The organism is Variovorax sp. AC103 (assembly GCF_979254005.1).
The window spans coordinates 97,960-124,390 of sequence record NZ_CEEDFC010000013.1; the positions used below are offsets into that span (position 1 = coordinate 97,960).

The following is a 26,431-nucleotide window of genomic DNA, read 5'->3' on the forward strand; positions in this document are numbered from 1 at the left end:
CAGTGCCTGCTGTTGGCTCCAGGTTCCACGACTTCCATCGGTTCGCTCCAGCGGACAACAAGGTATTTCCTCCATGGCCACCGCCCTCACAGAAAAGTTCTCCCGCCTCGTCAAGACGATGAGCGGCCAGGCCCGCATCACCGAAAGCAACGTGCAGGACATGCTGCGCGAAGTGCGCATGGCGCTGCTGGAAGCCGACGTGGCGCTGCCCGTGGTGCGCGACTTCGTCGCCCGCGTGAAGGAAAAGTCGCTCGGCCAGGAAGTGCTGGGCTCGCTCAAGCCGGGCCAGGCGCTGGTGGGCATCGTCAACCGCGAACTCGCCGCCACCATGGGCGAGGGCATCTCGGACATCAACCTCGCGGCCCAGCCGCCGGCGGTGATCCTCATGGCCGGCCTGCAAGGCGCCGGCAAGACCACCACCACGGCCAAGCTGGCCAAGCACCTGATCGAGAAGCGCAAGAAGAAGGTGCTCACGGTGTCGGGCGACGTGTACCGGCCGGCGGCCATCGAGCAGCTCAAGACCGTCACGAAGCAGGCCGGCGCCGAATGGTTCCCGAGCACCCCCGACCAGAAGCCGCTGGACATCGCGCGCGCCGCGCTCGACCATGCCAAGCGCCACTACTTCGACGTGCTGCTGGTCGACACGGCCGGCCGACTGGCCATCGACGAAGTGCTGATGACCGAGATCAAGCAGCTGCACGCGGCGCTCGACCCGGTCGAAACCCTGTTCGTGGTCGACGCCATGCAGGGCCAGGACGCGATCAACACGGCCCGCGCCTTCAAGGACGCGCTGCCGCTCACCGGCATCATCCTGACCAAGACCGACGGCGACTCGCGCGGCGGTGCGGCGCTGTCGGTGCGCCAGGTCACGGGCGTGCCCATCAAGTTCGCCGGCACCAGCGAGAAGATCGACGGCCTCGAAGTGTTCGACGCCGAGCGCCATGCGGGCCGCATCCTGGGCATGGGCGACATCGTCGCGCTGGTCGAGCAGGTCACCGCCGGCGTCGACGTGGTGGCGGCGCAGAAGCTCGCGGCCAAGGTCAAGAGCGGCGCGGGCTTCGACCTGAACGACTTCCTCGGCCAGTTGCAGCAGATGAAGCAGATGGGCGGCCTGTCGAGCCTGATGGACAAGCTGCCCGCGCAGATGGCCGCCAAGGCGACCGAGGTCGACATGAACCGCGCCGAGCGCGACATCCGCCGCAAGGAAGGGATCATCCAGAGCATGACGCCGCTGGAGCGCCGCAAGCCCGAGCTGCTCAAGGCCACGCGCAAGCGCCGCATCGCGGCCGGCGCGGGCGTGCAGGTTCAGGAAGTGAACCGCCTGCTCAACGAGTTCGAGCAGATGCAGGGAATGATGAAGAAGATGAAGGGCGGCGGCCTCATGAAGATGATGAAGAAGATGGGCGGCATGAAGGGCATGGGCGGCATGGGCGGCCCCGGCGGTCCCAAGCTGCCGTTCTAGGCGAACGCTGCGTCACTGCATATATATAAGAGGGCCCGCCGGTTCGCACCGGCGGGCCCTCCTGCCTTCAGGCCTGCACCGGGTCTGGACTAGGTCTGGACTTCGTAGACCGTCTCGTGCGCCTCGACGGGCGCCGGCAGCTCCCAGCGGTGCAGCATCCGCTCGATGCCCGCGTTCGACAGCGTGGTGTCGCGCTCGCGGTTGCGGCGCATCAGCTCGGCATGCGGCGCCTCCAGGTACACCAGCTCGGTCTGCGCGTGGTAGTTCCACAGCAGGTCGAGTGTCTTGGTGCGCATCTGCTGGCTCAGGTGCGTGGCGTTCCACACGAAGCGCTCCTGCCTTCGCAGCAGCGCCTTGGCCTGGTCGACGGCATGGTGTGCCGCCATGCCGTCGTTCTCGCCGTGCTTCAGCCCCAGCTCGGCGCGCGCATCGTCGAACGACACCACCGGCCAACCCTTGCGGTGCTGCGCCACCCAATGGTTCTTGCCGCTCGCGGGCAGGCCGCACATCACCGTCACCTGCGAGCCCGCGGTCTGGAACAGCGGGTAGTCGGGGCTGGTGTCGGCGCCGCGAAAGTAGGCCAGGCGCGTGTGCGCATCGGCCATTCGTCGCGGGCCTTCCCAGCAGCCTTCTTCCTGCGCGAGTTCCTCGAACAGCGCGATGTCGGCCATGCTGTCCGCGCGCTTCTCGAAGTGGCGCCCGCGCATGTCGCAGCGCGCCACGCAGCACAGGTCAGGCAGGCTCAGCTCCCACGAGAGCTTGTGCGCCAGCCACTCGGGCCGCACGCCCTTGCGCGAAGCGAAGGCGTGGAACGGCAGCTGGTGCACCGCGATGATCCGGCACACGGCTTCGCGCAGCGCGAACGGCACGCGCGCCTTCCACATCAGCACGCGCACGTCGACCGCACCGCGGCGCGAATGGCCGGGTTGGCCGATGCGGCCGCTGGCCTCGTCGATCACCGTGGTGTCGGGCTTGGCGATGTCGTGCAGCAGGCAGGCCATGAACAGCACGAAGCGGCCGTCGGCATCGGCGCGCTGGTAGTGCGCGTCCTGCATCAGCGCGTCGAGCACCATGCGCGTGTGGATGCCGACGTTGCCTTCGGCGTGGTAGTACGGGTCTTGCGGCGTCTCCTCGAGGCGCAGCAGGGCCGGCAGCAGGTCGCAGCATTGCGGCCAGTCGGTGCCCTTTCCGGGCGCGGGCACCAGCGCTTTCAGATCGGCGAAGTTCATCGCGACCTCCTTGAAGTTGTTGTTGTCAGCTCGGCCGGGTCTCGCAGCGTGCGCAGCCCCAGGTCTTGCCATGTCGTCGTCGGCGTCGGTGCGTAGAGGTCCACGCCCGGCGCCAGCTGGTTGGGCAGCACCGGCCGCCGGCTGTGGTGCGAGCCCGAGTCGAGGATGGTCTGGACAAAATCCGGCCGCACCCACTTGTAGCGGCCCGTCACCTGGCCGTCCGATTCGGTCTTGAGGTACAGGCCCTCGGCCAGGTCGGACGGATCGGTCTGCTGGCGCACGAGGTCGAGCGGCTGGCCTTCGTGCGCCACGGCCTGTTCGAACGCCGCCTTCCAGTCGGCACTGCGCGCGAGCGACGGCTGCACGAGCGAGCGCAAGGCCTTCGCCTGTCGCGGCATCTCGCCGTCGTAGAGCACCGGCACGGAGAGCACCGGGCCGCCGTCGAGCAACGCATGCCGCGCCGGCGTCGACAGAAAGCACTGCGCCCGCCGGTCGTAGAGATCGAACTCCAGGAAGAACGCAGGCAGCCGGTCGTACCAGCAGCTGTGCTTGGCAAAGCACCACTCGCCGTACATCACGTAGCGGTCTTCGAGCCGCGCCAGCAGCGCTCCTTCATGGGCTGCGGCCCAATGCTTGAAGAGATTGAACTGCCGCTCGCCGGCGCCGCCCGCGAGGTAGTGTCCGCGCGACTGCAGCAGCAGTTCGCCCGCCGAGGTGAAGGACACGGCGGCATTGGCGCCGTCGAGCTTTTCCTCGATGACCACCTGCATGCCGTGCAGCGCGGCGAGCGGCGTCTGGCCGTCGTCGGTGTCGCCCGCCTGCAGGCGCGAGCCTTCCAGGTGCGCAGTACGCGGGTACTTGAGCAGCGGAATCGATGAGAGAGAAGAGAGAGTGAACACGTGGGTTCTCCAGATGCGAATCAGGAAAGACCGACAACGTGCGGGAGCGAAGCTGAGAGATCGGGAGCGACTTCTTCGGCCTGTGTCCCCCGTGTGGGGGCGGCCGTGTCTGGTCAGTGGGTACGCAGCTTGGCGCCCGACATGACCAGCAATGAAGCGGTGTTGTCGGCGTCAGAGAGTGATGACGGCGAATCGGGGCACTTGGCGCTCCAGGGGATCGAACGATCCGTGGGTTGAAAGAAAAAGAGTGGGCGATTCTAGCCACGCACCATGAAAAAAGCCGACCCTGAGGTCGGCTTTCTGGAGGGCTGTGTCTTCAGCGCATCAGGCGGTGGCCAGTGCGGCCGGGCGGGCCAGGCGCACGGCGTGCATCCAGGCGCGGCGCAGAACGGCCGGCGAACGCGATTCCTCGGGAATCAGCAGGAAGCCACGGTCGCGCAGCGTGGTGCCCAGCGCGATCTGGCTGGTCAGCACGGTCAGCGGGATCGCCAGCAGCAGCGGCAGGCCCACGGGCATCAGCCAGATCAGCGCGCTCGGGTCGATCATGGCGACGCCGACGGCCAGCATGGCGATCACCAGGGTCATGGGCGCCAGTTGCGCGGCAGCGATCTTCCACGGCACGGCATTGGCTTCACGCGGGGGCGACTTCCAGTCGAGCTTGATGCCGGTGAGGGCGACGACCACGAACAGCGAGTGGGCCAGCATGCGGACCGGGGCTTGCACGATGGCCAGGCCGCTTTCGAGCACCGAGCTCTTCACCAGGCCCCACACACCGCCGTACTGGCGTTGCTCGCCGCGCATCAGCACGGCGGCGATGCCCAGCACGCGCGGCAGGAACAGCAGGCACAGGGTCCAGATCCAGAGGCCGGCCAGCTCGGCGGGCAGCACGCTCCAGCTCGACACCAGGCTCGAGCCGCTCAGCCACAAGGCCGTGCCCAGCGTCAGGAACGCGAGCCACAGCGGCGCCGAGGCGTAGGCCATGGTGCCGGTCACGAACATGGCGCGGTGCACCGGGTGAATGCCGGGCTCGGCCATCAGGCGGGCGTTCTGCAGGTTGCCCTGGCACCAGCGGCGGTCGCGTTGCAGCTCGGCCAGCAGGTCGGGCGGTTGCTGCTCGTAGCTGCCGACCAGGTCGGACACCAGCCACACGTTGTAGCCGGCGCGGCGCATCAGCGCGGCTTCGACGAAGTCGTGCGACATGATGCCGCCCGACATGCCGCCGGTGCCCTTGATGGGGGCCAGCGCGCAATGCTTCATGAAGGGTTCGACGCGGATGATCGCGTTGTGGCCCCAGTAGTGCGATTCGCCCAGTTGCCAGAACTGCATGCCCAGCGTGAACAGGCGGCCCGTCACGCGGGAAGCGAATTGTTGTGCGCGGGCATGCAGCGTGACGTGGCCGATGGCCTGCGTCGCGGTCTGGATGATGCCGGCGGTGGGATTGGCTTCCATCAGCTTGACCATCGAGGTCAGGCAGTCGCCGCTCATCACCGAGTCGGCATCGAGCACGACCATGTAGCGGTAGTCCTTGCCCCAGCGGCGGCAGAAGTCGGCCACGTTGCCGGCCTTGCGGTGCGTGCGGCGGGTGCGCAGGCGGTAGTACACCTCGACCTGCGGCTGGTTCGGGCTCTCGGCCAGGGCGGCGCGAAGGTCTTCCCAGGCGGCGCGCTCGGCGGCGGCGGTTTCGGGCGTGTAGCTGTCGGACAGCACGAACACGTCGAACTGCCTGGCGTGGCCGGTGGCCGCGACCGATTCGCAGGTGGCGCGCAGGCCGGCGAACACGGTGGACACGTCCTCGTTGCAGATCGGCATGATGATCGCGGTGCGCGCTTCGGGGTTCATCGGGTGGTTGGCCACCTGCTTCACCGACAGCGCGTGCTTGTCGCCGCGCACCGAGACGTAGAAGCCCATGAGGGCCGTCACGAAACCGGTCACGACCCAGCCCGAGAGCAGGCCGTACAGGCCGATCTGGCCGTATTCGAGCCAGACGTTGTCGTAGTCGGGTTGCACGCTGGCGAACAGCGACGACGCGATCACGGTGCTCAGCAGGGTGAGCATCATGAAGGCGAAGCGGCGCTGCGCGGCGGCGCGCTGCCAGGGTTGCTTGACCTGCTGGACCGATTCAGCGCTGGCGGTTTCGCCCGAGCGGCCGGCGCCGAGCTTCACCAGGGCGGCCGTGCCCAGGCTGTTCCAGAAACCGCGCCAGGGGCGGGGCGTCATGGAACCGCGGTTGACCGGCGGTGCGGTCTCGGCGTTGGGATGGCGCTCTTCACGCACCGCACTGCGGTTCGAGAAGTCGGCATCGGCCAGAACATTCAGTTGCGAGAAGTCGTTTGGCTTCATGGGATTTACCAACGTTGCTTGTCGAGGGAAGGGGTGTCGCCAATGGCAGGAAAGCGCTTGATCACGCAATCCGGCTCGGCGCCGCCTGCGCTTGCGAGCGCGGCCAGCGAATGACCCGCGGCACGGGGCCGCGAGAGGGAAAACTGCTTTTGACGCAGGCCGTCGCGCTGCTGGCGCAGTGCGAAAGATGGGCTGGTAAGTGCTGTCATGCCAGTACAGGGGCAAACCCTGTGCCAGGCTGGAAAAACGCTTTCAGATCAATGACTTGCGTCGATCCGGAGTGGTTTTTCAGGGGTGGAGGCCGCCGGAAGGCCTCCAAACCCCTCTTTTTGTCGCCGAATCCCGACAAGCCCGGGGGGCTGGCGGTGAATGGCTATATGAATCAACGACTTAGGTGCGTCGCTACTCGGCGACAGGGTCGCTGCCGTTAGCGACAGGGTCGGCCTTGAAGTGGCCCGGCGTGAGCTCGTGCTTCTGCAACAGGCGGTAGAACTCGGTGCGATTGCGGTCGGCCAGGCGGGCCGCGTCGGCCACGTTGCCGTCGGTCAGCTTGAGCAGGCCGACCAGGTAGTCGCGCTCGAAACGCTGCTTGGCGTCGGCATAGGTCTGGACCTCGACGCTGGGCACGCGCAGCGCGCGCTGCACCAGCGCCAGCGGGATCAGCGGCGAACTCGACAGCGCGCACACCTGTTCCACCACGTTGAACAGCTGTCGCACGTTGCCCGGCCAGGCGGCCGTGGTCAGCGCCTTCAGCGCCTCGGGCGCAAAGCCAGACAGGCGCTTGCCGTACTTGGTCGACAGGCGCTGCAGGAAGTGGTTGGCCAGCAGGGGAATGTCTTCGCGCCGCGCCGACAGCGGCGGCAGCGTGAGCGTCACCACGTTCAGGCGGTAGTACAGGTCTTCGCGGAACTGGCCGGCCTCCATGGCCGCGTCCAGGTCGCGGTGGGTGGCCGAGACGATGCGCACGTCCACCTCGATCGACTGGCTCGCGCCCAGCGGGCGCACCGCGCGCTCCTGCAGCACGCGCAGCAGCTTGACCTGCAGGGCGGGCGGCATGTCCCCGATTTCGTCGAGCAGCAGCGTGCCGCCGTCGGCCTGCTGGAACAGGCCCTTGTGGTTGGCGTGGGCGTCGGTGAAGGCGCCCTTCATGTGGCCGAACAGCTCCGACTCGAGCAGCGCCTCGGGAATGGCGCCGCAGTTGACGGCCACGAAAGGCTTGTCGGCGCGCGCGCTGGCCTTGTGGATGGCGCGCGCCAGCAGTTCCTTGCCGGCGCCGGAGTCGCCGCGCAGCAGCACGGACGCGTCCGACTTGGCGACCATGCGCGCCTCGGCCAGCAACTCGGCCATGCGGTTGCTGCGGCTCACGATCTCGGAGCGCCAGCTTTCGTCGCCGGCCTTGCTCGGGGTGGTGGCGGGTGCGCCGAGCGCCAGCGCCTGCGCGATCTTGTCGAGCAGCTCGCGGCCGTCGTAGGGCTTGGTCAGGTAGGTGAACACCCCGCGCGCGGTGGCTTCGACCGCGTCGGGAATGGTGCCGTGCGCGGTGAGCAGGATCACCGGCAGCGAGGGGTGGCGCTTGCGGATCTCGTCGAACAGCTGCAGGCCGTCGCGTCCGGGCAGCCGCACGTCGCTCAGCACGAGCTGCGGATGCTCGATCTCGAGCTGCGTGAGCGCGGTTTCGGCCGAGGTCACGGCCGTCACCTGGTAGCCCGCCGAGCTCAGCCGCATCGACAGCAGGCGGAGCATGTCCGGGTCGTCGTCGACCACGAGAAGGCGGGCACCGGTGTTGCTCATGGGCTTTGTCTTGTTCCGTTGGGTGACGCGGACGGCGCCGTGGGCGCCGTGTTGGGCCGCGCAAAGCTGCGCTCGATGGCGCGCAGGGCTTCGATGCGGTCGTTCAGCTGGTCGATGCGGCGCTGGCTGTCGCGCAGCTGCTGCACCTGCTTGTCGCGGTCGTCTTCCACCCGGCGCTGTTCCACGTAGCGCGCGGCCAGCGCACGGGCGAGCGGCTGCAGCGGTTGCGCCTCGGGCGACGGGTTGGCGATGACGCGCTGCATCAGCCCCAGCGCGCGTGCCAGGTCGGCCGGCACGCGGGTCTGCGAGAGCAGCAGCGCCAGCTGCATCTGGTTGGTGGGCGAATCGCCGGGGTCGCCGATGCGCGAGATTTCCGCGCCCAGGTCGGCGCCGTTGAGCGAGCGCATCTTGTCGGCATACGACAGCATGGCGGCCACCGGCCCCTGCGTGATGAGCGTGAAGAGCGACGCGGGCTGCGTTGCCGGCGCACGGGGCTCGGCCTCGACCGGCATCACGCGCGGCATCACCGGCGGCGGCGGCGGCAGCGCGTCGGCCTCCGCGGGCGGCTTGGGCGGGCTGGCGCAGGCGGCCAGCAGCAGGACGAAAGGCACGGTCATCGCCCCGGCAAAGGAGGAACGGCGGACGAACGGGAAAAACATGGGTCGAAGAAGGGACGCGATGCGGTGAGGCGGTGTTGCGATAGGGGAGAGGGGGAGCGGCGTTGTCAGGCCGTGCGCGGCAGTTCGATGCGAAAACGTGCACCGGGTCCGTCAGGCTGCAGGGTGATGCGGCCCCCGTGGGCTGCAATGTACTCCTGCACGATGGAAAGTCCGATGCCGGTGCCTTTCACCGTGTGCTCGGGCTGGCGTTCGCCGCGGAAGAAGGGTTCGAAGATCCGGTCGCGGTCGCCTTCGGCGATGCCCGGCCCCGCGTCGTTCACGTCAATGTAGACCGCTTCCGGCGTCCCCGACACCGCCAGGGTGATGACACCGCCGGTTACCGAAAAGCGGATCGCGTTGCTCAACAGGTTGGCGATGGCCGTGCCGAGCTTGGTGCGGTCCACAGTGAGGGCGATGGGCTGGCCCTCGGCGCGCACACGCAGGCCGTGCGACTGCCACTGGAGGCGCTGGGCTTCGATCTGCTCTTCGATCAGCGGCAGCAGCTCGGTGCGCTCGCGGCGCAGCTCGCGCGCCTCGAAGGCGGCGGCGTTGAAGCGCAGCAGCGCCTCGATCTGCCCCTGCAGCGAGATGGTGTTCTGCTGCAGGATGTGCGCGACTTCGAGCTGCGCCGCATTCAGCGGGCCGGTCACGCCGTCTTCCAGCAGCGACACGCCTTCGCGCAGCGCGGCCAGCGGTGTCTTCAGCTCGTGCGACACGTGGCGCAGGAAGCGCGCCTTGTCCGCGTCCAGCTCGGTCAGGCGAAGCCGCAGCCACTCGAGCTGCTGCGACACGCGCCGCACGTCGGCCGGGCCGCGGATGTCGATGGGCTCGTCGAGCCGGTTCTGCCCGAGGCCGACGATGGCGTGCTCCAGCCGCTTGAACGGCCGCGCCAGCCAGATACCGAAAGCCAGCGCCAGCGACACGGCCAGCACGCTCGCGGCCACCACTTCGCGCATCAGCCGGCGCCGCGCGTTCTCGATGCGCTTGGCCAGCGCGTCGTTCTGCGTTTCGATCAGGAACTGCGCCTGCTGCGCCAGGTTGGTGTTGAGCGCGTCGAGTTCGCGGAACTGCATGGCCATGGTGCTTTCGCGGGCCAGGGCACTGTCGCCGCTGCCGCTCATCAGGCCTTCGATCACGCCGAGCTGGGTGCGCCACATCTCGATGCCGGTGGGCGCCAGGCCGTTGTTCTCCAGGCGTTCGAGCACCTGGTGGGCTTCGCGCGCGGCGTCGTCGAAGCGCCGGCGCAGCACCGCGTCGTTGAGCACCAGCGACTGGCGCCCGGCGCGCTCCATGGCGGCGCTGCGTTCGGCCAGCGACTGGGCCGCGCCCGACAGGCGCAGCGCGCGCGCCGCGGCGTCGCGGCTTTGCGTCATCAGCACGTCGTACTGAAGCACCGAGCGCAACGCCACGCCGACCAGCAGCGCGGTGATCAGCAGGAACGCAAACAGCAGCAGCTGCTGGAACGAGCCCCGGATGGAGGGTCGCTTCGCCATCAGTGGGCCAGCGCCGTGGCGGCGGCCATGGTCGGTTCGCCCGACTCGCGCGTGGGCACTTCGCCGCGCAGCGTGTACGACAGCGAGCGGGTGATGCGCAGGTCGGTCATCTGGCCGACCAGGCGCGCGTCGCCTTCGAAGTTGACGACCCGGTTGCAGGCCGTGCGGCCCATGAGCTCGTTCGCGTCCTTGCGCGAGGCTCCTTCCACCAGCACGCGCTGGGTGCTGCCCACCAGCGCCTGGCCGAAGCGCTTGACGTTGGTGTCGATGGCCGCCTGCAGCGTGTGCAGGCGCGCGAGCTTCACCTCGTGCGGCGTGTCGTCGTGCAGCGCGGCGGCCGGCGTGCCGGGGCGCGGGCTGAAGATGAAGCTGAAGCTGTTGTCGAACTGGCAGTCGTCGATCAGCTTCATCATCTTCGCGAAATCTTCGTCGGTCTCGCCGGGGAAGCCGACGATGAAGTCGCTGGAGAGGGCCAGCTCGGGGCGGATGGCGCGCAGCTTGCGCACCGTGCTCTTGTATTCCATGGCGGTGTAGCCGCGCTTCATGGCCATCAGGATGCGGTCGCTGCCGTGCTGCACCGGCAGGTGCAGGTGGCTCACGAGCTGCGGCACCTTGGCGTAGGCCTCGATGAGCCGCGGCGTGAACTCGTTCGGATGGCTGGTGGTGTAGCGGATGCGCTCTATGCCGGGGATCTCGGCCACGTATTCGATGAGCAGCGCGAAGTCGGCGATCTCGGCGGTGTCGCCCATCTTGCCGCGATAGGCGTTCACGTTCTGGCCCAGCAGCGTGATCTCGCGCACGCCCTGGTCGGCCAGGCCGGCAATTTCGACCAGCACGTCGTCCAGCGGGCGGTTCACTTCCTCGCCGCGGGTGTAGGGCACCACGCAGTAGCTGCAGTACTTGGAGCAGCCTTCCATGATCGACACGAAAGCCGTCGAGCCCTCGACGCGCGCGGGCGGCAGGTGGTCGAACTTCTCGATCTCGGGGAAGCTGATGTCCACCTGCGGGCGGTTCAGGCGCACGCTGTCGTTGAGCATCTCGGGCAGGCGGTGCAGCGTCTGCGGGCCGAACACGATGTCCACATACGGCGCGCGCGCGATGATGGCCTGGCCCTCCTGGCTGGCCACGCAGCCGCCCACGCCGATCTTCACGCCCTTGGCCTTCAGGTGTTTCACGCGGCCGAGGTCGGAGAACACCTTTTCCTGCGCCTTCTCGCGCACCGAGCAGGTGTTGAACAGGATGAGGTCGGCCTCGTCCACGTTCTGCGTGGGCTCGTAGCCCTGCGCGGCGTGCAGCACGTCGGCCATCTTGTCCGAGTCGTACTCGTTCATCTGGCAGCCGAAGGTCTTGATGAATACTTTTTTCATGGGGAGCTCTCTGTCTGCCCTCCGAGGGTGGAGGGCACTTTCAGGCGCTGGCGCACGGGGCGCGCCGCGCAGTTATTGCGTGTTGACGGTGTCGTTCGAGGTGAACGGCCAGATGTTCAGGAACGGCTTGCTCATGGCCTCGCGCGGGGCCGAGGCTTCGTCGGGCGTGAGGATCCACACCTCCTTCAGCAGCCCGGCGGCGTCGCGCGTGTAGTTGACGAGGTAGAGCTGGCCTACCAGCGCGCCGGTCATCTGCAGCAGGTTCTGCTGGTTGCGGATGCGCGCGCCCGGCGAGAGCCGGGCCGGGTTGCCGTCGAGCTGCACATCGTTGCCGTCGACCACCATGAACTTGCCGCGCAGGGCGCCGATGGGGAAGGTGCGTCCGCCGACCAGCGATTCGTTCTGGGTCTGCGGGCGGGGCACGTCGTCCTGGGCGCTGGCCGGCAGCGAGAACAGGCCGGCCACAGCGGCGGCTGCGGTGCAAAGCGCGAGGAAGGGAAGGGGGTTCGTGGGTGTCTTGCAGCGGTTCATGGGGTTTATCCAGAGGCTGTGGAGCGGGGATTTTAGCGAGGGGGGGGCGTCGCTGGGGTCCGTCCACGGCAGGTGTGCGCAGGGCGTCGGCCCGATTTGCTTTACATTTCTTTACAGGACTGGTCAACACTGCGCGTCGGCCACTGATTCAATAGCCGATGTCAGCTCAAAGTGCACAAAAACCCCATGAAAAAAAATGCTGCCGTTGCCCTCGTGGGCGTGTTGATCGTAGCTGCCGCGGGCGGCTGGTGGAGCCTGTCCGGCGGCAAGACCGATGGAAAAAGCGCCAAGGCGCCGGTCCCGGCGGGCGGCGGCGCGGCCGCGCTGGTGACGCTGGCCACGGCACAGAAGCTGGACGTGCCGGTCACCGTGCAGGTCAACGGCAGCGTGGTCTCCCTCAACAGTGTCGACCTGCGCCCGCAGGTGACGAACACGGTGAGCGCGGTGCACGTGAAGGAGGGCCAGTTCGTCAAGTCGGGCCAGTTGCTCTTCACGCTGGACGACCGCAATGACCAGGCCAACCTGGCGCGCGCACGGGCGCAGCAGCAAAAGGACGAGGCCACCATGGCCGACCTGGAGCGCCAGTACAAGCGCAGCCAGGACCTGGTGGCGCAGAACTTCATCGCCAAGAGCGCAGCCGACGCCACGCTCTCGCAGCTGGAGGCGCAGCGCGCCGCCGTGGCCGCCGACCGCGCCGCCGTGCAGAGCGCGCAGGTGGCGCTGGGCTATGCCACGCTGCGCGCGCCGATTGCCGGGCGCATCGGCGCCGTCAACATCTACCCGGGCACGCTGGTGCAGCCGACGCTTTCGCTGGTCACCATCACGCAGCTCGACCCCATTGCCGTGAGCTTCCCGGTGCCCGAAGGCAACCTGCAGGACCTGCTGGCCGCCGCGCGCACCCGCTCGAAGGTCGAGGCGCTTGTGAGCGGACGCAAGGCGCCGCTGAGCGGCACGCTCGACTTCGTCGACAACACCGTCGATCCGCAGATCGGCACGGTGCGCGCCAAGGCCGTGTTCGCCAATGCCGACCAGGGTCTGTGGCCGGGGCAGTTCGTCGGCACGCGCATCACGGTGCGCACGCTGGAGGGCGCCACGGTGGTGCCGGCCGCGGCGCTGATGATGCTGGCCGACGGCACCTCGCTCTACGTGGTGGACGCTGCCAGGACCGCCACGCGGCGCAAGGTGAAGACGCTGCACACCTTCGGCACCCAGGTCGCGGTGAGCGGCGTGGAGCCGGGCGAGCAGGTGGTGATCGAGGGCAACCAGAACGTGCGCCCGGGCGGCAAGGTGCGCGTGGATGCCAAGGCGCCGGCGGCTGCGCCGGATGCGCCGGCCGCACCGGCCACGCCGACGAACGGCACCAGCGGTGTCACGCCCGGCAGCGCAGCGTCTTCCGACGGCGCGGACGCCAAGCCGCCGAAGCAGGAACGCGCATGAGCCGCCGGGCCGCTCCCAAGGCGAATGCCGCAGCGCGCAGCGCGGAGGTTTCCCCATGAACATTTCCGAACTCTGCATCCGCCGTCCCGCGATGACGGTGCTGCTGTCGGCCGCCGTGGTGGTGATCGGCATCTTTGCGTACTTCAGCATCCCGGTCGCGGCGCTGCCCAGCTACAACACGCCGGTCATCAACGTCAACGCGCAGCTCCCCGGCGCCAGCCCGGACACCATGGCGAGCTCGGTCGCGCTGCCGCTCGAAAAGCAGTTCTCCACCATCCCCGGCCTGCAGACCATCAGCTCGGTGAACACGCAGGGCGTGACCTCGCTCACGCTCGAATTCGTGAGCAGCCGCGACATCGACGCCGCCGCCGTCGACGTGCAGGCCGCGCTCTTGCGCGCGCAGCGCCAGCTGCCGCAGGAGCTTACGCAGCTGCCCTCGTACCGCAAGGTCAACCCGGCCGACGCGCCGGTGCTGTTCATCGCGCTGATCTCGCCGTCGATGAACCCGGCCGAGCTCAACGACTACGCCGAGAACCTGATCTCGCCCACGCTCTCGACCATCGACGGCGTGGCGCAGGTGGGCGTGTACGGCCGAAAGGCCTTCGCGGTGCGCATCAAGGCCAACGCCGACCTGCTCAACGCGCGCAACATCACGCTCGACGAGCTCGCCAAGGCGGTGAACTCGGCCAACGCCAACACACCGGTCGGCGTGCTCGACGGCCCGCGCCAGACGCTCACCATCCAGGCCAACCGCCAGCTCGTGAAGGCGGCCGATTTCGCCAAGCTGATCGTCGGCCAGCGCAACGGTGCGCCGGTGCGGCTCGATGAAGTGGCCACCATCGAGGACAGCTTCGAGTCGGTCAAGACCGCCAGCAGCTTCAACGGGCAGGACTCCATTTCGCTGGCCGTGCAGCGCCAGCCCAATGCCAACACCGTGCAGGTGGTGGACGCGGTGCGCGCGCTCATTCCGCGCTTCAAGGCGGAGCTGCCGCAGTCGGTCGAGATCCAGATGGTGAACGACCGCTCGCTGTCCATCCGCGAGGCGGTGCACGACGTGCAGCTCACGCTGCTGGGCACCATCGCGCTGGTGGTGCTGGTGATCTTTCTCTTTCTGCACCGGCTGGTGGCCACGCTGATTCCGGCGGCCACCATTCCGATCTCGCTGATCGGTGCGGTGGCGCTGCTCTACGCCTTCGGCTACAGCCTGGACAACGTGTCGCTGCTGGGCATCACGCTGGCCGTGGGCCTGGTGGTGGACGACGCCATCGTGGTGCTCGAGAACATCATGCGCTACGTCGAGAAGGGCATGGAACCCTTCGCCGCGGCGCTGCGCGGGGCGCGTGAGGTGGGCTTCACCATCGTGTCGATCTCCATCTCGCTGGTGGCGGTGTTCATCCCGATCTTCTTCATGCCGGGCGTGATCGGCCTGCTGTTCCACGAGTTCGCGGTGGTGGTGGCGCTGGCGGTGCTGGTGTCGGCCGTGGTCTCGCTCACGCTGGTGCCGATGCTGGCGAGCCGGCTGCTCAAGCCCGTGCCACGGCCCGAGGGCGCGATGGACCATGAAGAGCAGCACCCCGAACCCGGCACCGCCATCGGCCGCGCCTTCGAGCGCGGCTACCGTGCGGTGCACGGCGGCTACATGCGCTCGCTCGACTGGACGCTGGGACACCGCACGCTGATGCTGGCGATGGCCGGGCTGACCTTCGTCATCACCGGCTGGCTGTTCGCCACCATTCCCAAGGGCTTCTTCCCCGAGGAAGACATCGGCCAGATCCAGATCACCACCGAGGCGGCCGAAGACATCTCGTTCGCGGCCATGAAGGCGCTGCAGGCGCGCGTGTCCGACGCGCTGCAGGCCGACCCTAGCGTGGACTACGTGAGCTCCTTCGTCGGCGTGGGCGGCCCGACCGCCACGCAGAACTCCGGGCGCCTGTTCGCGGTGCTCAAGCCGCGCAGCGAGCGCCCGCAGATGGCCAAGGTGCTCGAGTCGCTGCGCCAGCGCTTTCGCGAGATCCCGGGCGTTGCCGTCTACATGCAGCCGGTGCAGAACCTGCGCCTGGGCGGACGCCAGAGCAAGGCGCGCTTCCAGTACACGCTGCAGAGCGTGAACGCGGGCGAGATGGTGCCGTGGGCCACCAAGCTGATGGAGCGCATGCGCGCCGATCCCGCGTTCCGCGACGTGACCAGCGACTCGCAGAACCGCGGCCTGCAGGCCACGCTCGACATCGACCGCGACAAGGCCGGCGTGCTCGGCGTGGCGGTGGGCGACCTGCGCACCGCGCTCTACAACGCGTACGGCGACCGTCAGATCGGCAGCATCTACGCGGCCAGCAACACCTACCAGGTGATCCTGTCGGCCGCCGACAGCGACCGCCAGTTCGAGGACGACGTGTCGCGCCTGTCGGTGCGCAGCACCACCGGCCGGCTGGTGCCGCTGTCGGCCTTCTCCACCATCAACCGCACCGTGGGGCCGACGTCGGTCAACCACCAGGGGCAGCTGCAGGCGGTGACGGTGTCGTTCAACCTCGGGCCCGACGTGCCGCTGGGCAACGCGACCGCGAAGATCGACCAGTTCAAGGACGAGCTGAAGATGCCGCAGTCGATCATCACCACCTACGGCGGCGATGCCGCGGTGTTCCAGAGCTCGCAGTCGAGCCAGGCGGTGCTGCTGGTGCTGGCGGTGCTGGTCATCTATGTGCTGCTGGGCGTGCTGTACGAGAGCTACATCCATCCGCTGACCATTCTGGCCGGGCTGCCTTCGGCGGCGGTGGGCGCGCTGCTGTCGCTGAAGCTCTTCGGCTTCGACCTGACGCTGATCGCCACCATCGGCATCCTGCTGCTGATCGGCATCGTGAAGAAGAACGCGATCATGCTGATCGACTTCGCCCTCGACGCGCAGCGCACCGAGGGCATGAAGCCGGTGGACGCCATTCGCGAGGCCTGCCGGCTGCGCTTCCGGCCGATCCTGATGACCACGCTGGCCGCGCTGATGGGCGCGCTGCCGCTGGCCTTGGGCCTGGGCGCGGGCGCCGAGCTTCGGCAGCCGCTGGGCGTTGCGGTGGTGGGCGGGCTGATCTTCTCGCAGGTGATCACGCTGTACATCACGCCGGCGATCTACCTGGCGCTGGACCGCTACAGCGGCACGGGGCCGATGGTCGATCTGCCCGGGGAAGCGGATGCGAAGGCCGCCGGTGCCGGTACCGTGGGGCACGCGGCGGCCTCGCACACCTAGGGCGTCAGGGCGCGGGGTAGGGCGGGTGGCCGGTGACATTGCCGGACGGGCTGTAGTTGCACACGAGCACGGTGCCGGGGCCGATGTCCTTGCCTTTGTCGGTGATGTTCCCGCAGGTCTTCGCCGCGCAGCCGACCTCGGTGGTGGTGCTCCAGATGACCTGCGTGTAGTGGCCGCAGGCCTTGTTCTTTGCGCAGGTGCCGCCGGTCGCGCCGTAGGTGTAGTCGGCCTTCTCGCCCATCCACGCCTTGACCGCGTTGCCGGGGCTCGCGGTCGAGGCCGAGGTCATGTACAGGTTCTGGCCCTGTCCCTTCGGCATCGAATGGTCGAACTTGCATTGGTCAGCCCATGCCTGGGTGTCCGTCTGCAGATTGGCCGACCATTTCAGGCTGGCGAGGCCCTTGCCTTCCCCGGCGCGCGCCGCGTTGTGGGCATCGAGCGCTTCTTGCTGGAAGGCGTCCAGCGCGGGGGTGGATGCCTGTGGTTCCGCGGGCGCGGCGGGTGCCGTGGGCGCTGCGGGCGCCGAGGAGGCCTGCTGTGCAGGCACTGCCGCGGCGGGCGCGGTCGCTGAAAAGGCGGGCGAATCCGAATTGCCACCCCCGCAGGCCGCAAGCAGCAAGCCGGCGGCGAGGCACAGCAGGCCTTTCGCCAATGATTTGTTCACTGAATTTGTTTGCATGAGACTCCCATTGTTAATAACTATTGACTGGCTGGCCTCGATGAATTTCGGAGCCGCGCGATTATTGGGAGTCGCAGGCGAAGTCAATGGCTGGGAGCCGCTGCAGCAGGTGGCGTGGGCGTGAAGAATTTCACGGCAGCTGGCGATTTGGGACGGCGCGTTCGGGCGCCCTATGCACTGGACACGCTGCTGGCGCACCCCGTCGGCGTGCGCGCGCCCTGAACAGCGGCGTGTATACGCAACCCGCGAAAAAAACTCAGCTCGTGATCTCGTCGAGCGCGTCGCCCGCCGTCAGGTGAGCGGTATCGCTCCACCCCACGAGGCTGAACCCGCCGGAGGTCCACAGCATGCGGTTGATGGCCGCATTGCCCAGTTGCCAGGTGCGCGGCGCCTGCAGCGCCTGCCGGGTGGCGGCGCGGTAGAGCACGTCCATCACCCCGCCGTGCGCGACCAGCACCACCAGCTCGCCGGGATGGCGCGCCGCCAGTTCGGCCGCCACGCCCGTCACGCGGTCGCGAAACACCAGCAGGCTTTCGCCGCCCTCGGGTTCGAACTCCGGGTCGCGCTCGCGCCAGCGCCTCGCCTGCTCGGGCAGCGTGGCCTCGATTTCGGCAAAGCTCATGCCCTCGAAGGTGCCGAAGGCCCGCTCGCGCAGGCGCGGCTCGGGCTGCACGGCCAAGCCGTGGGGCTTGGCGATTTCCTCGGCGGTCTGCCAGGCACGCGACAGGTCGCTGGCATAGACGACGCCGACGGGCTCGTCCGCCAGCGCCCCGCCGGCGCGCCGCGCTTGCCAGACGCCGGTGGCGTTCAACCCGATGTCGAGCTGGCCCTGGATGCGGGTGTCGACGTTCCAGGCGGTTTCGCCGTGGCGAACGGCGATCAGGCGGGTGGGTTCTTCCATCCGCGGGATTCTAGAAGCGCTACTTTCCGGCCGTCGGCAGCTCGATGTTCACCCGGCGCTCGCCCTGCGGCGGATTGGGAAAGCCCTGCAGGGCGGCCTCGAACATCACCGGCAGGATCGCCGCGCTGACGTTGTACGGCCCGTCGTTGCGTGCGCGGGTCTCGTAGACCACGCGGTTGGAGCCCGCCTCGCGCAGCACGATGCTCACCTCGCGCTCGTACCAGGGATTGGCCGGCGGCGCGAACCCCGGGCCGCCGTACCAGCCGCCGCCATACCAGCGCCGGCCGTAGTAGCCGTAGCCGCCATACCCGCCACCCCACGGGCCGCTGTAGAGCCACGGATCGGCCCACGGCGACAGCCCGGCCGAGACGCGCGCGCCGATCTGCGCGGTGTACTGGGGCTTGGCGTCGTCGCGGCGCAGGCCGGCCTTGTCGAGCGCCGCGCCGGCCATGGCTTCGAGCGATGCCTGCCGGGCGCCGTCGGCCTGCTGCGAAGGCAGGCGATCGAAGCGGTAGGTGGCACCGGGCGCCACGGTGCCGGGCGAGGCGAAGCTCTTCACGTCGCTGTCGACCACCCAGGAGGTGGCGCAGCCGGTCAGGCTTGCTATCAGAAAGAGAGCGGATAACGCACGTTTCATGAGGGTCTCCGGGCTGAAAAGCCCCAAATTCCCCTGGGTTGCCCGGTCAGCCCTGGACGATGCGCAGGGCCGAGGGTGCCTGGGAGAGCAGATCGAAGGAGGGCGTGTCGAAGGCGGTGTCGCCGTTCTCGTCCGCCACGCCCGTCGCCTTGAGACCCTTGAAATCGTGCAGCGTTCCGTCGAGCAGGTGGGACGGCACCACGTTCTGCAGGGACGTGAACATGTTCTCCACGCGTCCGGGGTACTTCTTGTCCCATTCGCGCAGCATTTCGCCGACCTGCTTGCGCTGCAGGTTCTCCTGGCTGCCGCACAGCGTGCACGGAATGATCGGGAACTCGCGGTGCTGCGCCCAGCGCACGGTGTCTTTCTCGGCCACGTAGGCCAGCGGGCGGATCACGATGTGCTTGCCGTCGTCGCTCACCAGCTTGGGCGGCATGCTCTTCAACTTGCCGGCGAAGAACATGTTGAGGAAGAAGGTCTGCAGCATGTCGTCGCGGTGGTGGCCCAGTGCAACCTTGGTGGCGCCCAGCTCGTCGGCCACGCGGTACAGGATGCCGCGGCGCAGCCGGCTGCAAAGTCCGCAGGTGGTCTTGCCCTCGGGAATCACGCGCTTGACGATGCTGTAGGTGTCCTGGTTCTCGATGTGGAAGTCCACGCCCAGGTCGCTCAGGTACTTCGGCAGCACGTCTTCGGGAAAGCCGGGCTGCTTCTGGTCGAGGTTGACCGCCACGATGTCGAAGTGAATGGGCGCGCGCGCCTTCATCTTGAGCAGGATGTCGAGCAGCGCGTAGCTGTCTTTGCTTATCGGACGTAGAGCCCATCAAGAACATGCTTTTTCTGAGGCCTTCCAGAGGGACGGATCGCAGCGGCTAAGGCGCGGTCCTTTACAGCCGTTGAATTTTGTCAAGAAAAGTCGTTAAACCTGCCAATGTTTACATCGGAGGGCATTGGCGACGAGTCTTCCCTACAATTCCACGAAAGGTTTCCTATGAGTGTTGAATTTAATAAGCTACGCAAGCGCATCCGCCGACTCGCCGGCCAAGCTGTCGTTGACTACGGGATGATCGAGGAAGGTGACCTCGTCATGGTCTGTCTGTCGGGCGGGGCAGACAGCTACACCATGCTGGACAGCCTTCTCTACCTCCGGGAAGTCGCTCCGATCAATTTTGATGTCGTAGCGGTCAACCTCGATCAGAAGCAGCCAGGCTTCCCCGAGGACATCCTTCCCGCATATTTGACTCAGCTAAACGTTCCGTTTCGCGTCATCGAGGAAGACACCTACTCCATTGTCAAGGAGAAGGTGCCTGAGGGAAAAACGACTTGCGCTCTTTGCTCAAGGCTGCGGCGCGGCATTCTCTACCGGACCGCAGTGGAATTGGGTGCGACCAAGGTAGCGTTGGGTCACCATCGCGACGACATTTTGGAGACGCTGCTTCTCAACATGTTCTTCGGCGGAAAGTTGAAAACCATGCCGCCGAAGCTGGTCTCGGATGACGGAAGAAATGTAGTCATTCGCCCACTCGCATACTGCAACGAGCGAGACATCAAGGCCTATTCAGCGGCGATGAATTTCCCGATCATCCCTTGCAATCTGTGCGGCTCTCAGCCCAACCTTCAGCGCAGAGCAATGAAGGAAATGATTCAAGAGTGGGACCGACGCTTCCCGGGGCGCTCCGACAACATGTTTCGTGCATTGACGGATGTGGTGCCGTCGCACCTACTGGACCGAAAGTTGCATGACTTCAACACGCCAGCGAAGGTGAGCGGTGAGCTGGACGACGTCAGCAACTGGCTTGCTGCGCCGAATGAGACTTCGGAAGTTGTCGCAGCCCCGATCCGGCTCATGCCTGGTATTTCGACCATCGGTAGTCTGGCTAGCTGATCGGAGGGCTTGGCGCCGAGTGGGAAACGCGAGCGCATGAATATAACAACTAGGGCGAACCATAGAGGATGCGGCTCCTTGTCGTCTGGCAGCGTCTCGGAGTTGGCCCTCTACCTATCTTCTCGCCTTCTGCGCGTATTACTGGGCAATGGAAGAGCCAGCAGCCCGATGCCACCGGGCAATAGGGACACGTTGTGGATCAGCTGCGTGTGACGCAACTGCAGTGCAGTTTTTTTCGCAGACAGGTCGGCAACCTCCAGTTCCAACTCAATAACTCGCTTCACGTACCAAGACCGACTGTGCTGGGAAGCGCTCGAGCGCTCAGCACCTGGCTTCTTGGCCGCCTCGTAGGCGTTATAGATGGCCTCATTCGCACTAAGAGATTGACGCGACCACACTTCTGCAGTCTTTAATTTCTTGGCAATTTGCTTTCTTAGTGAATCCCAGGTCAATCGCTGCTTGGCCGGCCATTCTTTCAAGATGACGACGATCGCCGTTTCGGCCCTCCGATTAATTTTCGGCATTCCCATGGTCATCTCTTTCCGGCGGCGTGCCGACATGTTTCTCATGTAGCCGAGACGTGAGCTCGGACAAGCCCAGAGCCGCTGGCGCCGCATCGAAGGTCACGATCGTGCCTGGTGCAATTGAGGGGTCATTCTCCACAGCGAAGATCTCTTCACAGCGAGCGCGAACCCATTCGTGTTGTCTGATGTGGCGCTCGATCGGCTTCTTCAAGCCCCCGCTCGATCGCAACTTTTTGTGTCCCTCGGCGATCATGTGAACGGAGTGCTGATGCATCTCTTTGATGATCGGCAAGCGCTTGTTGTCCCCTTTCCTCCAGACGTGATGGCCACACCCCATGCAGTCGCCATGCTGTTCACAAGGGTTGAGAGACCAAGATGTTGAGCATCCCCCCACTTCCGTGATTTGCTTGGGTACAGCTCTTTCAAAGAGAAAGATTTTTCGATCTACTACTTCAATTGTTCGAGCGGAATCTGCAACGGGCCCGATCACTTTAAAGTCGACTTCTGGATCAAACCCCTCGATTGAATTGCCCACTATCTCTGCTGGAGTGCGCAAATCATAGTGTGCTGAATGCGGGCCCGATGTTCTGCCTGCAAGTAAATCAATGTACTGCTCACTCACCCCTAGTGTTAGGGCTCGCGTTTGAAGATACGCTCGGGCGTCGTGAAGGGTAAAGGTAGGATGTTCGCCATTTGAGAGTTTGATATTCAATAGCGCGAAGAGCCTTGGGGGCTTGCCTGCGTAACCAGCAGTCCATTGAATAAAACGGCTGTGCGAAAGGACGACGGGGCGCCACCAAGCCCGCTTTCTTATCAGAAAATCTCGTCTGTGGTCAATTTGAGCATCGAACCAGGCGCAGAGGGCCTCGTCGAGCCGCAGCTTTCTATCACTGGACGCATAGGGCCAATGTGGAAACTTCTTTTTCTTGAAGTCCGCCAAAAGTCCGGAGCGCAATTTTTTAACGCTGGAAAAATAGGAAAGACTTCGGCCTGCCAACAGGAAAGCAAGTTCGACTCCAAGCTTCTGCCTCTCGTTCGCGCAGATCGACTTAAGTAAATAGTCTCGATCAACGTAAATATTCTTGGGGAGCTGCCGAATTTCATCTGGCATCCTAACGCCTACGCTCTTCAGTAGCTCGCCCACATCAGAACGCAATAGATAGACGCGCCCTGCAAATTGGGCCCGAGCCTTGATCGCCGGAAAGAAATCTCTGGGAGTGTCGACGCCGCGCAAGATGTGTAGCTTTTCAACGATTACTACCGAAACCTTGTCGTAAAGGGAGGGGCGCTCGAGAGCCTCCAGTTGTAAGGCGTTGACTGCCGCATCTCCATTGGTCTTTCTTCCTCCAGGGGGAGGCCTTCTGAAATACGGTTGAGCAAAATGACTCTGAAGGTCTTCTGGAACGTATAACTCATCGATCTTCTCGAAGCTTTCGAAATTTTCAATGTAATACTTAAACGCCGCCCTTGCTTTTGACGAAAAATCAGCTGCAACTTCACTCAGCTCTTGAGCAAGAGTTTCAAGTTGTCTCGGGACAGGAAGCTCTTGATAAAGATCGATTTTCGGCCTGTAGATCGACAGTCGGACTTTTTCTTCAAAGCGCCTGAGAGCGTCGAAGCGAAGCTGCAGCAAGTCCGACAGACGCATTGACACGGTGGTGAAGGGCAATGCTGTTAACGCAGCCATTGCGGTAACTTCGTGATCTCGCCCAAACCTTTGCTGGGCGGAGCGATATGCCAGCCCAATCGCGGTCACGACTTCATTTGGCAACCGCTTGGACTGATTTTTCGTCTGTATGTCGTCATCAAGAAGTTGCGCTTTTCGTTTGACCGGCATGGGCACGGTGGACGTAAAAGTGAAGCGAACGGCCAACAAACCAAAACCGAACTGACCGTATCGAAAATTCTTCGAGTGATAGCCACCCTGCAACATGCCCGCAAGCATGGACAATTCACATCCCATGTCGTATTTGACGCCAGCAGTATACGATCCATTTATCAACTCCCGCTCAGCGAGAGCAAACGTTGAGCGCGTCAGGAGGGATGGGTCATTGGCTCCGGAGTTAAGCTGCCGCAGGGCCCATTCGATGACTACCAGAGTGCGTGTCAGCGTTTTTGGAATATCCCTAAGGTTTCGGTACGTAACCATCACGTTGATGTATGCCTTCGCAAAAGCGAGGAAGCGGTCTCCACAAATCATCGCCTGTGGCTCGATAATCTTGGGCGGGCCCGATCGAGTGCGAATAAATATTTCTCGGGCCCTTGCGCGGTGCTCCAGTTTTACAAATGGCAGTCGCGCAACCGTATCGTTATTTTTTAAACGATGCGGGGCCATCGAAAACCACGGATCACGTGGGTCATACCTTTGTTCGTGCACCGAGTCAAAGCCTGCGAGTCCCCCGGGACATCCCCATTGGGAAAACTCATCGAATCTTTTGGGACCTGCAGAAATCTCTTTACTGAAGAGCGGAATCACTGCCTGCATTCGGTTCTCTTTTTGCTCTCGCAGAGCCAGATGACTTGCTTTACGGCCGAAATGATGTTGTCGTCTCTTTGAATAGTTTCCGCAGGTAATCTCATTTGAATCTTCCTTTCTCTTGCGTTCTCCATCCTCGCCAGAACCTGCTGGTGCGGTCCGTCTACAAAAGCTTTGAATCGAGGGCAAACATAGCAGCCAATGGGGGCTAGAACGCCGCATGGCTCATCTCCGCATCCGCCCACGGTGTCGTTCAAGTCGGCGTCGAGGATGAGTTTGTCTTCAGGTATGGACTTCTCGTCGTCTGCATCCAATACTGAACCTCTGAACGCATCGATCACTAGCGTGAAATGTGGATCCATCTGCCGCTCAAACGCGTCCGCCATTTCGTCGGTCAGATTGACGTAGCGCGCGAGCGAACCCGAAGAGGTGTGGAAGGCCGCTTGTTTGAGGACTTCTATAGGCGCGCCCAGAATGGCTAGGTGAGTGAGTTTTGTATGCTTGAAACGCCTCGTGAAAAGATCGAGATCGCCCAAATCGGCAATATGGTCTGTGATGCGTCCTCGGGAGCGAGCTATTAGAGAAATAATTCCTAGGGGCCGCTTCTGTATGAAAGGTTTTTGATTGTGAATGTTGACGCAAAAAAGCGGCTGATCTGGAGAAAGGTCGCTGACGCGAAGCCTCTGCATCCAGGCAAGATGATCTCGAAGAGCCACGTATACGGACTCCGAAACGAGCACTTCCATCATCCTTGAGCGGTTAGGCTTTCCATGGAGCTTCACCAAAGGCACTGCGAGTGTCTTGGTGGACAATGAAACATCCTTGACCCTCAAGAGTTGCATTTGCGAGGGGCGCAAAGCCTCCGAGATCATCAGGCGCCAAAGCAGGTTTTGTTGTGGGTTGAAGATCCCATCGATATACAAGTCATCCACTTGACGATGAATCGCGCGTACCTTCTCGGTCGAGAATGGTCGCTCATGTACTTTCCTTGCCTGAATCTCGATGGATGTCGCGCTCTTCGGTGACCGAGAGGTCAGAATGTGAGCCTTGAGGTCTGGGGCGATGCATGGATAGCTGAGGTGTATCCAATACCTCAAAAAGCTCCTGAGAGTCTTTAGATCATTTGGCGACGATTGCCGTGCATCCTCCATGTACATTTTCAGCGTGATGGATGCAACGTTTTTGGTGAGATTCAACCTCCTGAGCATCCGTTCAAAACGGAAAAACCACTGCGTCACGGTGGAAACCTTGCGGTTGCCGTTCAAGGCATTGAGAACGACTGCATAACAGATAGTTGCCGTGGCGGGTGTCAAAAGCCCCTCAACATTCCTCAGCCGGAATACGCTTTCTATACCACCCGTTTTGGAAAGCAGCATGCCATCCAAATTGACGGGAATCAGCCGCGATTCGTTGTCAATAACCTTGATGTGAGTTGGAAGGCTTTCGGGAAAAACTTCCCCGCTTCCCACAACGAACTCAGTGTATGGGCCGTACATGCCGCGACCTCGTCAGGAAATGATCTGGTCTCTTTGCTGAACGAGTTCAGCCGAGCGTTCTTCGATTGCACGAGCGGCGTATCGATCGGGCATTGTTGATTTCGTAGACCATCGACCTCGTTGGATCACGATTTCACGAGCATCACGGCCTTTTGACGTCGCAGTCTTGTAGACGTGATTGAGGTTGGTGTGTCGCAGGACGTGAGGCGAGATGGTGGAAGGGAGCGATTCGAAGGATTTGAGTTTGGCGAGTATGCGATTGAGGTTCCTTCGGCCGAGGGGGCTTCCTTCGTACTTGCCCTCATGATTTACAAACAGAAAGGGCGTCGCTGAGTTTGATTTGAAGGCGGCCGCTTCACGATCGCCAACAATGTATTCAATGAGTTTGGTCGCAAGTGATGTGGAGATCGGCACCAAGCCACCCCCGGTCTTGCAAGCGGGTTCGTGCAATCGAGTGTCGGCAGGATCGTTCTGCGCTTCGACGACCTTGATGCATCCGGTGAAGTGCCCAGGCTTGTATTCCCACGACTCCATCACATCTACGCAGCAGAGCTTGAGTAACTCTCCCGCTCTGAGGCCCGACTCGTGGAGTGTTTCCACTATCAAGCGGTCGCGCCGCCCCGTTGGAGTCTGAGGAAACGGGCCGCCATTCCCTATGGCTTTCTCGACCGCGCTTCGTTGCTGTTCGTTTAACGATCGCACCTCTACAGAATCGTCGCCGGTGGCGATGTGCTTATGAAATTCCATTCGAATGCTCTGCGCGCTGGCCTCGAGCATTCGATGCTCCTCCGCGGTGAGTTCCGACCGAGGATCGCATTCCTTCGTTAGCCAGGCGACGTAGTTTCCGGCGGTCCTGATGCGGCGGTTTGAGGTGCCGAATTTGACTGCCTTGCCGGTTGCCAACTGAGCGAAGGTGGAGGATTCGTCTTGTAGCGCGGTTGCGAGCTTGTTGGCCGACAGGCATGCCCAACTGCAGTACTCAGTAATTTCTCTATTCCTCAGTGCACGTATGCCGGCAAGCACGCGACCTTCCGGACCGATGAAGGGCGCTCTCGCTTTTCCGGAGGCTTCAGCACGCCTTGTGCGAAGCAACTGCCATTCGAGAAAGAACGCGAGATCCAAAAGAACTGCGATCTGGGTGTTCAGCGGCTTCTGGCCGAATTCGTCGAGCAAAAAAGCTACTGCAAGTTCGTGTTGCAGTTCGGTTTCGCGGTCCACAAGGACAACGCGGCGAACGGCGTCACTGCCATCCGGCGATGTGTCCAACAGCAATTCAATTCGGAAACGAAGCGTCATGACCGAAACCTTACAAAGAGTGCTTCGTCTCGGCAACAAGATTGACGAATGTCCAAGGATGAATGCTTCATTTGCCTCGAAAATCTTGTCAAATTGGGAT

General features: G+C 64.2%; 19 protein-coding genes and 1 pseudogene. 4 read left to right on the top strand and 16 right to left on the bottom strand.

All coding sequences use genetic code 11. From position 1 onward, the window contains the following. The first annotated feature begins 73 nt into the window (after nt 1-73). The gene (gene ffh / locus AC0IYU_RS19670; RefSeq protein ID WP_435486198.1) at nt 74-1,462 is read left to right on the top strand and encodes a signal recognition particle protein; all 1,389 of its coding nucleotides are present in this window, start codon (nt 74-76) and stop codon (nt 1,460-1,462) included. Between the two features lie 89 nt (nt 1,463-1,551). On the opposite strand, the gene AC0IYU_RS19675 is transcribed toward ffh, so the two are convergent. The 8 genes from AC0IYU_RS19675 to AC0IYU_RS19710 form a co-directional block, all read right to left on the bottom strand. Beyond that, the gene (locus AC0IYU_RS19675; protein WP_472120276.1) at nt 1,552-2,691 is read right to left on the bottom strand and encodes an AAA family ATPase; all 1,140 of its coding nucleotides are present in this window, start codon (nt 2,689-2,691) and stop codon (nt 1,552-1,554) included. Then, the gene (locus AC0IYU_RS19680) at nt 2,688-3,590 is read right to left on the bottom strand and encodes an RNA ligase family protein (RefSeq protein ID WP_472120278.1); all 903 of its coding nucleotides are present in this window, start codon (nt 3,588-3,590) and stop codon (nt 2,688-2,690) included. The genes AC0IYU_RS19675 and AC0IYU_RS19680 overlap by 4 nt, the downstream gene beginning before the upstream one ends. Nucleotides 3,591-3,914: 324 nt before the next feature. Then, nucleotides 3,915-5,930 carry a glucans biosynthesis glucosyltransferase MdoH gene (gene mdoH, locus AC0IYU_RS19685; RefSeq protein ID WP_472120279.1) on the bottom strand — a complete coding sequence of 672 codons (2,016 nt, stop codon included), beginning with the start codon at nt 5,928-5,930 and terminating at the stop codon, nt 3,915-3,917. A gap of 402 nt (nt 5,931-6,332) precedes the next feature. After that, nucleotides 6,333-7,721 (bottom strand): sigma 54-interacting transcriptional regulator, encoded by a 1,389-nt coding sequence (locus tag AC0IYU_RS19690; protein ID WP_435441292.1) that lies wholly within the window; start codon nt 7,719-7,721, stop codon nt 6,333-6,335. After that, nucleotides 7,718-8,338 carry a hypothetical protein gene (locus AC0IYU_RS19695; RefSeq protein ID WP_472120280.1) on the bottom strand — a complete coding sequence of 207 codons (621 nt, stop codon included), beginning with the start codon at nt 8,336-8,338 and terminating at the stop codon, nt 7,718-7,720. The genes AC0IYU_RS19690 and AC0IYU_RS19695 overlap by 4 nt, the downstream gene beginning before the upstream one ends. Nucleotides 8,339-8,445: 107 nt before the next feature. Further along, on the bottom strand, nt 8,446-9,873 hold the full coding sequence (locus AC0IYU_RS19700; protein WP_435441294.1) for a sensor histidine kinase: 1,428 nt from the start codon (nt 9,871-9,873) through the stop codon (nt 8,446-8,448). Then, entirely contained in the window at nt 9,873-11,240 is a 1,368-nt protein-coding gene (gene miaB, locus AC0IYU_RS19705) for a tRNA (N6-isopentenyl adenosine(37)-C2)-methylthiotransferase MiaB (protein WP_472120281.1), read from the bottom strand. The genes AC0IYU_RS19700 and miaB overlap by 1 nt, the downstream gene beginning before the upstream one ends. 72 nt (nt 11,241-11,312) lie before the next feature. Beyond that, nucleotides 11,313-11,771 (bottom strand): hypothetical protein, encoded by a 459-nt coding sequence (locus AC0IYU_RS19710; protein WP_472120283.1) that lies wholly within the window; start codon nt 11,769-11,771, stop codon nt 11,313-11,315. Between the two features lie 186 nt (nt 11,772-11,957). On the opposite strand from AC0IYU_RS19710, the gene AC0IYU_RS19715 reads away from it, so the two are divergent. Beyond that, nucleotides 11,958-13,208 carry an efflux RND transporter periplasmic adaptor subunit gene (locus AC0IYU_RS19715; RefSeq protein ID WP_435486192.1) on the top strand — a complete coding sequence of 417 codons (1,251 nt, stop codon included), beginning with the start codon at nt 11,958-11,960 and terminating at the stop codon, nt 13,206-13,208. A 55-nt stretch (nt 13,209-13,263) separates the two neighbouring features. After that, nucleotides 13,264-16,440: an efflux RND transporter permease subunit gene (locus AC0IYU_RS19720; RefSeq protein ID WP_472120284.1), complete on the top strand. Its 3,177-nt coding sequence runs from the start codon at nt 13,264-13,266 to the stop codon at nt 16,438-16,440. A 4-nt stretch (nt 16,441-16,444) separates the two neighbouring features. On the opposite strand, the gene AC0IYU_RS19725 is transcribed toward AC0IYU_RS19720, so the two are convergent. The 4 genes and pseudogenes from AC0IYU_RS19725 to ttcA (AC0IYU_RS19740) all read right to left on the bottom strand — a co-directional run. Further along, nucleotides 16,445-17,119 (bottom strand): CAP domain-containing protein, encoded by a 675-nt coding sequence (locus tag AC0IYU_RS19725; RefSeq protein ID WP_472120286.1) that lies wholly within the window; start codon nt 17,117-17,119, stop codon nt 16,445-16,447. A gap of 256 nt (nt 17,120-17,375) precedes the next feature. Continuing rightward, complete coding sequence (locus AC0IYU_RS19730; RefSeq protein ID WP_472120288.1) at nt 17,376-18,020, bottom strand: histidine phosphatase family protein; 645 nt, start codon at nt 18,018-18,020, stop codon at nt 17,376-17,378. 19 nt (nt 18,021-18,039) lie between these two features. Continuing rightward, on the bottom strand, nt 18,040-18,657 hold the full coding sequence (locus AC0IYU_RS19735) for a DUF4136 domain-containing protein (RefSeq protein WP_472120289.1): 618 nt from the start codon (nt 18,655-18,657) through the stop codon (nt 18,040-18,042). Nucleotides 18,658-18,703: 46 nt separating this feature from the next. After that, a pseudogene (gene ttcA, locus AC0IYU_RS19740) lies at nt 18,704-19,456 on the bottom strand (tRNA 2-thiocytidine(32) synthetase TtcA); the annotation flags it as partial. A 129-nt stretch (nt 19,457-19,585) separates the two neighbouring features. Here ttcA (AC0IYU_RS19740) and ttcA (AC0IYU_RS19745) point away from each other — a divergent pair. Next, nucleotides 19,586-20,539, top strand: a complete 954-nt coding sequence (gene ttcA / locus AC0IYU_RS19745; protein ID WP_472120291.1) for a tRNA 2-thiocytidine(32) synthetase TtcA — start codon at nt 19,586-19,588, stop codon at nt 20,537-20,539. Nucleotides 20,540-20,649: 110 nt separating this feature from the next. Here ttcA (AC0IYU_RS19745) and AC0IYU_RS19750 read toward each other — a convergent pair whose 3' ends face one another. Genes AC0IYU_RS19750 through AC0IYU_RS19765 form a run of 4 tightly spaced genes read right to left on the bottom strand, consistent with a single transcriptional unit; the run spans nt 20,650 to nt 26,331 of the window. Then, complete coding sequence (locus tag AC0IYU_RS19750) at nt 20,650-21,069, bottom strand: hypothetical protein (RefSeq protein ID WP_472120293.1); 420 nt, start codon at nt 21,067-21,069, stop codon at nt 20,650-20,652. Beyond that, on the bottom strand, nt 21,050-23,548 hold the full coding sequence (locus AC0IYU_RS19755) for a hypothetical protein (protein ID WP_472120295.1): 2,499 nt from the start codon (nt 23,546-23,548) through the stop codon (nt 21,050-21,052). The genes AC0IYU_RS19750 and AC0IYU_RS19755 overlap by 20 nt, the downstream gene beginning before the upstream one ends. Then, nucleotides 23,536-25,035, bottom strand: a complete 1,500-nt coding sequence (locus AC0IYU_RS19760) for a tyrosine-type recombinase/integrase (protein ID WP_472120297.1) — start codon at nt 25,033-25,035, stop codon at nt 23,536-23,538. Before AC0IYU_RS19760 ends, AC0IYU_RS19755 begins: the two co-directional genes overlap by 13 nt. A 12-nt stretch (nt 25,036-25,047) precedes the next feature. Next, on the bottom strand, nt 25,048-26,331 hold the full coding sequence (locus AC0IYU_RS19765; RefSeq protein WP_472120299.1) for a hypothetical protein: 1,284 nt from the start codon (nt 26,329-26,331) through the stop codon (nt 25,048-25,050). Nucleotides 26,332-26,431 lie beyond the last annotated feature (100 nt).